A 12,577-nucleotide genomic window follows, 5' to 3' on the forward strand; every position below is an offset into this window, starting at 1 on the left:
CCGTGCTACTCGGTGTTCCCGCACGCAACCCGAAGACGTGGGGTACCGCGGCTGTGGACGGGACCAGGCGGCGGACTGGAGGCCCGTGGCGACGCCGCCACGGGCCTCCGGTCCGCCGCCACGCGCGTCCACCGCGCGTGGGGACCGGGCTCAGTGCTTGCCAGCGGCCGCGATGACGGCGCGGACCGTCTCGGGGTCGAGGCGGAACGCCCGCGGGTCGGCGTCGCCCCGGGGCACGCGGACCGGTGTCGACCAGACGGAGCCGTCCGCGGCGACATCGACGACGAGTGCGCCGCTGTCGACGACGGCCGATTCCTCGTCGTACGGGCCGACGACGTCGGTGTCGTTCGCGACACCGGGTGCGACGAGGACCGGGACGCCGGCGAGCGACCCGGCGAAGTGGTGGTGGTAGTGGCCGGCGAGGACGACCCGCACGTCGGAACCGCGGATCACGTCGGCAAGGGCCTCGGGGTTCTGCAGGCGGAGGGCCTCGTGCAGCTCGGTCGGGGCGGGCAGCGGTGGGTGGTGCAGGACGACGACGGTGCCGTGCGGGGCATCGGCTGTGCCACTGCCGGCGCCTTCGGCCAGAGCTGTGCGCAGGTGCTCGAACGCCGTGTCGCTGAGCTCGCCGTACCCGGCACCCGGCACGCTCGTGTCGACGGTCATGATCCGACGCCCGGCGACGACCGACTGCCCGGAGACCGGGACCGTCGGCGGCAGGTACTCCATCGTGTGCACCAGTGCCGTGCCGCCCTGGCCCAGGACGTGCCCGTTCGTCAGGACCTGACGGAAGCCCTCGCGCAGGTCGTGGTTGCCGGGGACCGCGACGAAGGCCGCCCCGTGCCGCTCCGCCCAGCCGCCGACGCGGTCCCGCACGGTCGCGTAGGACTCGGGGCTGCCGTCCTCGGAGACGTCGCCGGACACGACCACCAGCCCGATGCCGGGCACGCCGTCGACGTGGGCGAGCAGGCGTTCGAGCGCGGCCGTCGTGTCGACCGCGCCCTGGTGCAGGGCGCCGTCGCCGGTCAGGTGGGTGTCGGAGAGGTGGAGGATGCGGAGGGTCCCGGCTGCTGGCGGCTGCATGCGTCCACGGTAGCCACGGCCCCCGTCACTCCGGTGCTGCCGCCAGCTGGTTCTCGAGGTTGAAGACCTCGGGCAGCACCCGCGCGGTCTGGTCGGCGCGCCCGGTGGCCCCGGCGAAGAGGTCCTGCATGTGCGCCTCCCACGCCGTGGCCACCTCGGACGCCGCGAGTGCCGCATCGGCATCGGCCACCGAGTCGGTCTCGTAGTACCCGATGAGCAGCCCGTCGTCGTCGAGGAACAGCGAGTAGTTCCGCCGTCCCGCCGCCGCGATCGCCCGGAGCATCGCCGGCCACACGGCGGCGTGCCGCTCGCGGTAGGCGTCGAGCAGCTCGACCTGCACCTGCAGCCGGAAACAGACGCGGGTCACCGGCCGGCCTGTTCGCGGCGACGCTGCTCGGCGTCGTGGACGGTGCGCTCGTCGGCGGCGCGGACCGTCCCGGTGACCGTCGTGACGGTGCCGTAGCGCTCGGCCTCGATCGCCTCGAGGGTCTTTCCCCGGGTGCGCGGTGCCCAGATCGTGCCGACCAGGAACGACAGCGCGAGGAGCCCGAGGATCAGGCCGCCGAGGGCCCGCAGCCCGATCTCCGACAGCAGCAGCGGGAACCAGATGCTCAGCAGTCCGACCATGACGCGGGCGGCCAGGAACAGCACGCCCTGGGCGCTGGCGCGGTACCGGGTGGCGAAGAGCTCGCTCGTCCACAGGCCGTAGAACGCCTGTGCGCCGATGCCCGACGAGACGCCCCACGCCACGGCGAAGAACAGCAGGGTGCCGAGGTTGGCGGGCGCGTAGATGAGGACTGCCCACGCGATGATCGCCAGCACGGCCCCGGCGGCGTAGAGCGCGCGGCGGCTGACCCGGTCGGCGTACCGCATGAAGCCGAAGTACGTCGCGGCCACGGTGCAGCCCCAGACCAGGATCTGCAACCCGTACTGCTCGGTGACGCTCGTGACCCCGGTCGCCGCGTACACCCGGGGCTGGAAGATGCCGGCCTGTCCGGCGACGGTGTTCCAGAGCGCGTAGACGCCGAACAGGAACAGCATCGCGGTCAGGTTCTTCCGGCGGCTGAACAGCTGCGTGATCCCGTGGAAGAAGTTCGCCGTGCCGGTGGCCGCGCGCTCGTCCTTCCAGATCGCCGACTCGGGCAGCCCGCGGCGGAGCCACCACACGATCGCGGCGACGACGAACAGGTGGGCGAAGATGAGGCGGCTGCCGAGCAGGCCGAGCGGTGCGGCGGCGATCGCCAGGGCGAACCCGACCATCGGCCCGATCGACCACGCGAGCTGCGCCGTGCCGACGTGGGCCGCACGCTTGTCCGCGGGGGCCTGCTCGGCGATGTAGGTCCAGCTCGCCGGCACGCCCGCACCGACGGCGATGCCGGTCAGGATGAAGCCGACCAGGAGCATGCCGTAGCTGCCGGCGAACACCGCGAGCAGGATGCCGAGCATGTAGAGGAGCAGGTCGTACGTGTAGATGAACTTCCGGCCGAACCGGTCGCACAGCGGTCCGCCGACGATCGCGCCGAGGGCGGCACCGAAGGCGTTCGCCGACAGGCTCGCGAGCAGGCCGACCTCGAGGTCGCCGATCCGGAACTCGGCCTGCCAGAGGCTCAGGCTCGTGGCGATCGCGATGATCGACCCCGACTCGATGTAGTTCGACATGGCCACCGAGACGGTGGCCTTCCAGCCCGTGGTGTTCCGGGCTCCGATGCGGACCGCCATTGGTCCTCCGTTCGCGTGTTCGTCGGTGAATCGTTTCAACGGGACGACGAGGACGATAGCGCTCCGGTGTGCGCGCTGGCAAGAGCGGGTTCGCCGGGCCGGTCCTCGCACCGTGCGGGGGCAGTCGACGCGACCACCCCACGGACGGGAGGCCCGGCACCGGCCCGCCCCGCGCCTCCCGTCCGCGTTTTCCACAGATCACGGCGCGGGCCGACCGCGCGGACCGCGCCGATGCCAGGATGGCCACATGGCGGTCAGTGTGCGAGAGGTGGCAGCGCTCGCGGGCGTGTCCCTCGGCACGGTGTCGAACGTGCTGAACCGCCCCGACAAGGTCGCGCCCGGCACGGTGGAACGCGTGCAGTCGGCGATCGCGACGCTCGGGTTCGTCCGCAACGACTCCGCACGGCAGCTCCGGGCCGGACGCAGCTCCACCGTCGGGCTCATCGTGCTCGACGGCGGCAACCCGTTCTTCACCGACGTCGCCCGGGGCGCCGAGGACGCCGCGATGGACAACGGCCTCGCGGTGCTGATCGGCAACTCCGACGAGTCGACCGACCGCGAACGCACCTACGTCGACCTGTTCGAGGAACGCCGTGTCGCCGGACTCCTGATCTCCCCCGCCGGTGACGACCTGTCCCGGCTCGCGCGGCTGCGCGACCAGGGCACCGCCGTGGTGCTGGTGGACCGTCGGGCCGACGACGAGCACTTCGCCTCGGTCTCGGTCGACGACATCGCCGGCGGCCGCATCGCGGTCGAGCACCTCGCGGCGATCGGCCGCACGCACATCGCCTTCGTCGGCGGGCCGTTCGGCATCCGCCAGGTCGCCGACCGGCACGCCGGGGCACTCGCCGCCGCACAGGCCGCGGGCATCCGGCTCGAAGCCCTGCCGACCACCTCGCTGTCCGTGCTCGAAGGGCGCCGCATCGGCGAAGCGATCCAGGCCCGCCCGGCCGCCGAACGCCCGGACGCCGTCTTCGCCGCCAACGACCTGCTCGCCGTCGGGCTGGAACAGGCCTTCATCATGCGCGGCACCATCGCGGTGCCCGAGCAGATCGCCATCGTCGGCTACGACGACATCGCGTTCGCCGAGTCCGCCGTGGTCCCGCTGACGTCGGTGCGGCAACCCGCGCAGGACCTCGGTCGCCGCGCGATCGAACTCCTGACGAAGCAGGTCGAGCAGGGGCAGGACATCGACCTCGAGCACGTGGAGTTCACACCGGAGCTCGTGGTGCGGCAGTCCTCCGTCGCCGACGCCTAGGGCGAGGTCCGGACACGGCTCCCCCGCCGCCTACGATCGGAGCATGGTGCATGTCCCCCGGCGCGACGGTCCGCCGAGCGTGCACCACGTCGCAGCCCGGGCCGGGGTGTCGCTCGCCACGGTCTCGAACGTCCTGAACCACCCCGAGCGGGTCGCCGACGCGACCGCCGCACGCGTGCGGGACGCGATCGACGCGCTCGGGTACACACCGAACCGCAACGCCCGGGCGCTGGTGTCCGGCAGCACGCGCGCGATCGGCCTGGTGGTGATGTCGCTGCGGAACTCCCTGTTCAGCGACATGGTCAACGGCGCACAGCTGGCCGCGCGGGAACGCGGCTTCACCCTGCTGATCACCAGCAGCGAGGACGACCTGCAGGCACAGGGCGAACACCTCGCCTACCTCGAGAGCGCCCGGGTGTCGGGGATCCTGCTCGCCTCGATGACGGAATCCCGCGACCAGGTCGAGGTCGCGCGGCGCCACGGCCGACCCGTCGTGTACGTCAACCACGAGCCGACCGAACTCGACGCGTGCGCGGTGGTCGTGGACAACGAGCAGGCCGGGTTCCTGGCGACCGAGCACCTGATCGAGCGCGGGTGCCGACGCATCGGGTTCGTGAGCGCCCGTCCGGACCTGCAGCCCGTCGACCGGCGACGGGCCGGCGTGCTGCGGGCCGTCGCGGCACACCCGGGGGTCGAGCTCGTCGACGTCGACGCCGGGGACATCGACCCTCCGGGTGGCACCGACGCCGGGCTCCGCATCGCCCGGATGCCCTCGGACGAACGCCCCGACGGGGTGCTCGGAGTGACCGACCTGCTCGCGATGGCCGTCGTCTCCGAGCTCCGAGCCGCCGGGATCCGTGTCCCCGAGGACATCCCCGTGTCGGGCTGCGACCACAACTCCGTGGCGTGGGGCGGTGCGGTGCCGCTGACCTCGGTGACGATGCACGGCTCGGAGATGGGTGCGGCCGCGGTGGAGCTGCTGCTCGAGGAACTCACCGACCCGATGCACGTGCACCGGACCGTCGTGCTCGGCAGCGAGCTGGTGCCGCGCGAGAGCACGCTCGGTCGCGAGGGCGCGGCCGCAGCAGCCGCCGCAGCCGTCGTCGCGGGCACGATCACGTCGAGCGACCCGAGGCGCACCGAGGCCTGACCACGTCAGCCGAGACTCGGCCAGGCGGACAGGACTCGCCCTCGCACGGCCGCATCGTGCCCGCGGAGCCGAGACTCGGCCTGCGGACGCGACCCGGCACCGGACGGGAGGCGCGGGGCGGCGCCGACACGGGCCTCCCGGCCGGCGGGCGGCGCGACCAGCGCACGGTGCAGCGCCGCGCGTCGGCGGACGAATGGACAAGCGAGCGACCACCCCGTACACCGCACCGCACCCGCTCCGCGGGATCGCGTAACGAAATCGGCACAGCGATTGACACGCTTCAATCCGCGTGGTTCCATCCTGATTGAAACGTTCTAAAACGCAGTAACCGGACCCCGCGACGGCGCGGGATCCGGGTCCGTTTCACCCGGGGTACCCAGCCCCGGGCCTTACGAGGAGGTAAGGAATGTCAGTTCGTTCCATGACCAAGCGCGCGATCGCCATCGGCGGCGCGACGGTCCTGATCGGCGGGCTCGCAGCGTGCTCGTCCGGCGGCTCCGCCGACGAAGGCGGCGGCAAGGTCGAGATCACCTACCAGGCCGACAACGCGCCGGCCACCGCGGCCACCGCGAAGCCGCTCATCGAGGCCTTCGAGAAGGCCAATCCCGGCATCACCGTCAAGTTCGACACCCGGCCCCAGGGCACCGACGGCGACAACCTGATCAAGACCCGACTGTCGACCGGCGAGGCCGCCGACGTCTTCAACTACAACTCCGGCTCGCTCATGCAGGCCCTCAACCCGGACAACACCCTGGTGGACCTGTCCGACGAGAAGTGGGCGGGCGACGTCGACCCGCAGTTCACCAAGGTCGTCAGCACCGACAAGGGCATGTACGGCGCCCCGTTCGGCACGAGCTTCGGCGGTGCGGTGCTCTACAACACGAAGGTCTACGACGACCTCGGTCTCGAGGTCCCGACCACCTGGGACGAGTTCATCAGCAACAGCGAGGAGATCAAGGACGCCGGCGACGTCGCCCCGATCATCCAGACCTACGGCGACACCTGGACCAGCCAGCTGTTCGTCCTCGGCGACTTCGCGAACATCACCGCACAGGACGAGAAGTGGGCGGACGACTACACCGCCAACAAGGAGTCCTACGCCGACGAACCCGCACTCGCCGGGTTCGAGCACCTCGCCGAGGGCAAGGACAAGGACCTGTACAACGAGGACTACGCCTCGGCCACGCAGGCGAACGGCCTGAAGATGCTGGCCGACGGCACCGGCGCGCAGTACCCGATGCTCACGAACGCGATCTCGGCGATCCAGCAGGACTCCCCCGAGGCGGTCGAGGACATCGGCGCGTTCGCCCTGCCCGCCGAGGACGCCGCGGACACGAACCTGACGATCTGGGAGCCGAACGGCCTGTACATCCCGAAGACCACCACGGGCGACAAGCTGGCGGCGGCGAAGAAGTTCATCGCCTTCGCGAACTCGTCCGAGGGCTGCCAGGTGCAGAACGACACCGGCACCCCCGGTGGCCCGTACGTCATCTCGACCTGCTCGCTGCCGGACGACGTACCCCCGATGATCGACGACCTGCAGAAGTACCTGGACGACGGCAAGGCGAGCCCGGCGCTCGAGTTCCTGTCCCCGATCAAGGGCCCGAACCTCGAGAAGATCTGCGTGCAGGTCGGCTCGGGCATCACCACCGCGGCCAAGGGTGCTGACCAGTACGACGACGACGTCGTGCAGCAGGCACAGCAGCTCGGCATCAAGGGCTGGTGACCGGCGTGACCGCGACCCTCACGACGGCGGTGGCCCCGCCGCAGACCCGCAAGGCCGGTCGGCCCGGACCAGCGCGCAAGCGGATGCGCTCGTTCTACCCCGCGTGGTTCTTCATCCCGGCGATCGCGCTGTACGTCGTGTTCTTCGCGGTCCCGACCTTCGCCGGGTTCTACTTCTCGCTCACCCGCTGGACGCTGTTCGACCAGACCTTCATCGGCTTCGACAACTTCGTCCGGTTCTTCCAGGACCCGCAGCTCGTCTCCGGGTTCGTGCACACCTTCCAGTACGGCTTCGTGACGAGCGCGGCGAAGGTGGTCCTCGGACTGGCCCTCGCCCTGCTCCTCACGTCGCCCGTGCTGGGGCGCGGCTACCTGCGGGCGGTCGTGTTCTTCCCGGTGCTCGTGTCGACCATCGGCATCGGCATCACGTTCAAGGCGCTGATGGACCCGTTCCACGGGATCATCAACGGTGTGTTGGGTTCGGTCGGCCTGCCCACCCCCGGGTGGTTGACCGACCCGGCGCTCGCGCTGTGGAGCGTCGCCGCGGTGGACGTCTGGAAGGGCGTCGGCATCGCGACGCTCATCTTCATCGCCGGCATCGTGGCGATCCCGCAGGAGTACTTCGAGGCGGCACGGGTCGACGGCGCGAGCGCGTGGTCGATCTTCCGGAACATCACGTTGCCGCTGTCCCGCCCCGCGATGGGCACCGTCATCATCCTGTCGCTCATCGGCGGCCTGCGGTCGTTCGACCTGATCTGGGCGATGACCGGCGGCGGGCCGGGGTTCACGAGCGACGTGATCGCGAGCGTGATCTACAAGCAGTACCAGGCCGGTTTCTACGGCCTGTCCACCGCCGGCAACGTGGTCCTGTTCGTCGTCGTCACGGCGATCATGGTGCCCGTCTCATGGCTCCTCAACCGCAAGGAGGCGGACCTGTGACCGCCGTCACCACCCCCGGAACCGGTCACGCGTCGGCGTCCGGCAGCCGCCGCCCCACACCGGCGAGCCGGAACCGCCACCCCGGGCGCGCCCGCAGGTGGATCATCGGCTCGATCGCCATCGTCGTCAGCTTCGTCGTGTTCCTGGTGCCGTTCGTCTTCGTCCTGCTCCAGGCGGCGAAGAACCCGGCCGAGGCGAACCAGCTCGGCTTCAGCCTGCCGACCGACTGGCAGCTGTGGCAGAACCTGCAGGCGGTGTTCCAGAGCGGCGACGGAGGCATCCTCCGCGCGTTCTGGAACAGTGCCCTGCTCACCGTCGGCAGCGTGACCGTGATGGTGGTGTTCTCCGCGATGGTCGGGTACGTCCTGCAGCGGCGACCGAGCCGGTGGAACGGCCTGATCAACTTCTTCGTGCTGGCGGGGCTCATCGTGCCGCCGGCGATCGTGCCGACCATCTGGGTGCTGCAGGGGCTCAACCTGTTCAAGACCATGGGCGGGATGATCCTGATCGAGGCGACGTTCGGCCTGTCCTTCTGCATCCTGCTGTTCCGGGCGTTCGTCGCGACGATCCCGAAGGAACTCGACGAGGCCGCCGTGCTCGACGGCGCCGGCCCGATCCGCCTGTTCTTCGGGGTGGTGCTGCCGCTGCTGAAGCCGGTGATCATCACGGTCGTGCTCGTGCAGTCGGTGACGGTGTTCAACGACTTCACCAACCCGCTGTACTTCCTGCCGGGGTCCGAGAACGCGACGGTGCAGCAGACGCTCTACGCGTTCCAGAGCCAGTCGGTCAGCCAGCTGAACCTGCTGTTCACCGACGTGCTGCTCATCACGATCCCGCCGCTGATCCTCTACGTCTTCTTCAACCGTCAGATCGTCGCCGGCATGACCAGCGGCGCCGTCAAGGGCTGACCGCCCACCCCGGTCTGGAGGCGCGACGCGCCTCCGCCACACCGCCCGCCCGGGCGCACGGCCGGGCCAACGACCCCGCACCGGTCGACGACGACCGGTCGCGTGAAAGGACCATCACATGACCACCTGGACCGCACCGTTCATCGCGGCCGACAGCGACCTCGGCAGCGCCCCGATCCTGCGTCGGGAGTTCACCCTCGACGACGGGCACGGCGCCGTCACAGCCGCCACGCTCGACGTCAGCGCACTCGGCGTCGTCGAGGCCTGGCTCGGCGGACAGCGCGTCTCCGACCACCTGCTCGAACCGGGGTGGACGAGCTACGAGTGGCGCATCCGCGTCGTGTCCCACGACGTCACGCCACACCTCGTCGACGCGGCACCGGGCGATCCCGCGGTGCTCGCGCTCATCGTCGGCAACGGTTGGGCCGCCGGACGCCTGGCCTGGGGCGGCGGTGGCGGCTGGTACACGGACGAGCGCGCCGGGTTCGCCGAACTCCGGATCACCTTCACCGACGGGCACGAGCAGCGCGTGACGACCGACACCGACTGGCAGGCCCTGTCGAGTGCGATCACCGCGGACCAGCTCTACGACGGGCAGGACATCGACGCCCGACTCCGCGACGGCTCGTTCCTGACGCCCGGCGAGGTCACCGTGCCCAGCGTCGACGGCCACCAGGGCCGCACGAGCACGGTGCACACGGTCGACATCGGCGAGCGCGAACTCGTCGCCGACACGGTGCCGCCGGTGCGTCCGCTTGCCGAGATCGCCCCGGTCGAGATCTGGACGAGCCCGTCGGGAGCGACCCTGGTCGACTTCGGCGTGAACCTGGTCGGCTGGGTCCGGGTCACCGCGACCGGCCCGGCCGGCACGGTGCTCACCCTGCAGCACGCCGAGGTGCTCGAGCACGACGAGCTCGGCACCCGCCCCTTGCGCACCGCGAAGGCGACGGACCACTTCACCCTGCGCGGTGACGACGAGCCCGAGACGTTCGAGCCCCGCTTCACGTTCCACGGGTTCCGCTACGCGCAGGTCGACGGCTGGCCGGGCACGCACGACGAACTCCGCGCCGCGGTCACCGCCGTGCAGGTCGGCTCGGACCTCACCCGCACCGGCACCTTCGAATCGAGCCACGAACTGCTGAACACCTTCCACGACAACGTCGTCCGGGGCATGCAGGGCAACTTCCTGAGCGTGCCGACGGACTGCCCGCAGCGCGACGAGCGACTCGGCTGGACGGGCGACATCGCCGCGTTCGCGCCGACGGCCTCGTACCTGTTCGACACGCGGACCTTCCTGGCCGACTGGCTGCGCGACGTCTGGCTCGAGCAGCAGCACGCCGACGGGGTCATCCCGTTCGTGGTGCCGGACGTGCTGAAGTACTCCCCCGCCGAGGACTTCGGCAAGCCCGACGCGACCGCCGTCTGGTCGGACGCCGGCGTCTGGGTGCCGTGGACCCTGTACCAGGCGTACGGCGACACCGCGGTGCTCGAGGAGCAGTTCGACTCGATGGCCGCACACCTGCGCCGGGTCCGTGACCACCTGTCCCCGGAGGACCTGTGGGACACCGTGTTCCAGTTCGGCGACTGGCTCGACCCGGACGCCCCGCCCGAGGCCCCGGCCGACGCGAAGGCCGACAAGGGCGTCGTCGCGACGATCTGCGCCTACCGGTCCGCGACGATCGTGGCGGACGCGGCGGAGCTGTTGGGTGGTCACGAGGCGGAAGCGGCGGAGTTCCGGGAACTCGCCACGCGCCTCCAGGCCGGGTACCGCACCCACTACCTGCAGGACGACGGGCGGATCCTGTCGGACGCGACCACGGTGTACACGCTGGCGATCGTGTTCGGGATCCTGTCCGAGCAGGAGCAGGCCGTGGCCGGCGAGCGTCTCGCCGAGCTGGTCGAGGCGTCCGGGTACCGGATCTCGACGGGCTTCGCGGGGACGCCCTTCATCACCGACGCGCTGACGCAGACGGGCCACCTGGAGGACGCCTACCGACTGCTGCTGCAGACCGAGTGCCCTTCGTGGCTGTACCCGGTGACGATGGGCGCGACGACGGTGTGGGAGCGCTGGGACTCGATGCTGCCGGACGGCACGATCAACCCGGGTGAGATGACCTCGTTCAACCACTACGCACTCGGTGCCGTGGCGGACTGGATGCACCGGGTGGTGGGTGGCCTGTCGCCGCTGTCACCGGGGTACTCGGCCGTCCTGATCGCGCCGCAGCCGGGCGGTGGACTGACGTGGGCGGAGACCTCGCTCGACACGGTGCACGGGCACGTCGCCGTGCGGTGGGAGCTCGTCGACGGGGAGTTGCGCGTCCGGGCGACCGTGCCCGAGGGCGTCTCGGCCCTGGTGCGCCTGCCGGGTGCCCCCGAGCAGCGCGTCGGCGCGGGCACGCACGACCTGCGCGCGCCTGCCGCGGTCCCCGCCGCGTAGGGGCCTGGCTCGCAAAACACCGGTGTTCGCGCGTCGAACCCCCGAACGCGCGTGTTCAACACGTGAACACCGGTGTTTTGCGGCACCACCCCACCCACCACGCTTGCGCGGCCCCCGCGCAGCGCGTACCGTATGAAACGATTCAATCGCACACGAGGAAGTGACACGATGACATCGACCCCGAGCTTCGCCGGCATCGCCGACCAGCTGGCACGACAGCAGATCGAGCTGCCCAGCTGGGCCTTCGGCAACTCCGGCACCCGCTTCAAGGTGTTCAGCACGCCGGGCACTCCGCGCGACCCCTACGAGAAGATCGCCGACGCCGCCCAGGTGCAGGAGTACACCGGCCTGGCCCCCACCGTCGCGCTGCACATCCCGTGGGACCTGGTGGACGACTTCGCCGACCTCAAGCGCCACGCCGAGGAGCACGGGGTGTCCCTCGGTACCGTCAACTCGAACACGTTCCAGGACGACGACTACAAGTTCGGTGCCCTGACCCACGTCGACGAGACGATCCGGCAGAAGGCGATCGACCACCACCTGCGTTGCATCGACGTGATGGACGCCACCGGCAGCCGCGACCTGAAGATCTGGCTCGCCGAGGGCTCGAACTACCCCGGGCAGGAGGACATGCGCTCCCGCCAGGACCGCCTGCACGAGTCGCTCAGCACGATCTACGACCGCCTCGGCGCCGACCAGCGACTGGTGCTCGAGTACAAGTTCTTCGAGCCGTCGTTCTACCACACGGACGTCCCCGACTGGGGCACCAGCTACGTGCAGACGGCGGCACTCGGGCCGAAGGCGATGGTCTGCCTCGACACCGGGCACCACGCCCCCGGCACGAACATCGAGTTCATCGTGATGCAGCTCCTGCGCCTCGGCAAGCTCGGTTCCTTCGACTTCAACTCGCGCTTCTACGCCGACGACGACCTGATCGTGGGCGCCGCGGACCCGTTCCAGCTGTTCCGGATCCTGGTCGAGGTCATCCGCGGCGGCGGCTACGACAACCCCGACGTGGCGTTCATGCTCGACCAGTGCCACAACGTCGAGGACAAGATCCCCGGCCAGATCCGCTCGGTGCTCAACGTGCAGGAGATGACGGCTCGCGCGCTGCTCCTCGACCGCGTCGCACTGACCGCCGCGCAAGAGGCGCACGACGTCCTCGGCGCCAACGAGGTCTTCATGGACGCGTACCAGACCGACGTCCGGAAGGACCTCGCCGCTTGGCGCGAGTCCCGCGGGCTGCCGGCGAACCCGATGCGCGCCTACCTGGAGTCCGGGTACCAGCAGTCGATCGCAGCGGACCGCGTCGGCGGCGTCCAGGCCGGCTGGGGCGCGTAGGAACATGACGAACACAG

10 protein-coding genes are annotated in these 12,577 nt (G+C 70.6%); 7 read left to right on the forward strand and 3 right to left on the reverse strand.

Annotated elements, in window-relative coordinates; translation table 11 throughout:
* Positions 1 to 150 precede the first annotated feature (150 nt).
* From DEJ35_RS14070 to DEJ35_RS14080, 3 genes are read right to left on the reverse strand one after another with little or no spacing between them, the layout of a single operon-like run.
* Positions 151 to 1,083: a metallophosphoesterase gene (locus DEJ35_RS14070; RefSeq protein WP_111192973.1), complete on the reverse strand. Its 933-nt coding sequence runs from the start codon at positions 1,081 to 1,083 to the stop codon at positions 151 to 153.
* A gap of 25 nt (positions 1,084 to 1,108) precedes the next feature.
* Positions 1,109 to 1,450, reverse strand: coding sequence for an L-rhamnose mutarotase (locus tag DEJ35_RS14075; protein WP_111192974.1), 342 nt, complete (start codon positions 1,448 to 1,450; stop codon positions 1,109 to 1,111).
* Complete coding sequence (locus tag DEJ35_RS14080) at positions 1,447 to 2,802, reverse strand: MFS transporter (RefSeq protein WP_220036903.1); 1,356 nt, start codon at positions 2,800 to 2,802, stop codon at positions 1,447 to 1,449. The genes DEJ35_RS14075 and DEJ35_RS14080 overlap by 4 nt, the downstream gene beginning before the upstream one ends.
* A gap of 247 nt (positions 2,803 to 3,049) precedes the next feature.
* On the opposite strand from DEJ35_RS14080, the gene DEJ35_RS14085 reads away from it, so the two are divergent.
* The 7 genes from DEJ35_RS14085 (at position 3,050) to rhaI (ending at position 12,560) form a co-directional block, all read left to right on the forward strand.
* Positions 3,050 to 4,060, forward strand: coding sequence for a LacI family DNA-binding transcriptional regulator (locus DEJ35_RS14085; RefSeq protein WP_071247721.1), 1,011 nt, complete (start codon positions 3,050 to 3,052; stop codon positions 4,058 to 4,060).
* A 43-nt stretch (positions 4,061 to 4,103) separates the two neighbouring features.
* On the forward strand, positions 4,104 to 5,210 hold the full coding sequence (locus tag DEJ35_RS14090) for a LacI family DNA-binding transcriptional regulator (RefSeq protein ID WP_111192975.1): 1,107 nt from the start codon (positions 4,104 to 4,106) through the stop codon (positions 5,208 to 5,210).
* Positions 5,211 to 5,616: 406 nt separating this feature from the next.
* The gene (locus tag DEJ35_RS14095; RefSeq protein ID WP_111192976.1) at positions 5,617 to 6,936 is read left to right on the forward strand and encodes an ABC transporter substrate-binding protein; all 1,320 of its coding nucleotides are present in this window, start codon (positions 5,617 to 5,619) and stop codon (positions 6,934 to 6,936) included.
* Between the two features lie 5 nt (positions 6,937 to 6,941).
* Positions 6,942 to 7,874 (forward strand): carbohydrate ABC transporter permease, encoded by a 933-nt coding sequence (locus DEJ35_RS14100; RefSeq protein WP_232536511.1) that lies wholly within the window; start codon positions 6,942 to 6,944, stop codon positions 7,872 to 7,874.
* 101 nt (positions 7,875 to 7,975) lie between these two features.
* Positions 7,976 to 8,782, forward strand: a complete 807-nt coding sequence (locus tag DEJ35_RS14105; RefSeq protein ID WP_258366682.1) for a carbohydrate ABC transporter permease — start codon at positions 7,976 to 7,978, stop codon at positions 8,780 to 8,782.
* A gap of 118 nt (positions 8,783 to 8,900) precedes the next feature.
* Complete coding sequence (locus DEJ35_RS14110) at positions 8,901 to 11,219, forward strand: family 78 glycoside hydrolase catalytic domain (RefSeq protein WP_111192977.1); 2,319 nt, start codon at positions 8,901 to 8,903, stop codon at positions 11,217 to 11,219.
* Positions 11,220 to 11,387: 168 nt separating this feature from the next.
* Positions 11,388 to 12,560, forward strand: coding sequence for an L-rhamnose isomerase (rhaI, locus tag DEJ35_RS14115; RefSeq protein WP_111192978.1), 1,173 nt, complete (start codon positions 11,388 to 11,390; stop codon positions 12,558 to 12,560).
* Positions 12,561 to 12,577: the final 17 nt, after the last annotated feature.

Origin of the sequence: Curtobacterium sp. MCPF17_051 (assembly GCF_003234595.1) — a bacterium.
In the GTDB taxonomy this organism is placed as follows: domain Bacteria; phylum Actinomycetota; class Actinomycetes; order Actinomycetales; family Microbacteriaceae; genus Curtobacterium; species Curtobacterium flaccumfaciens.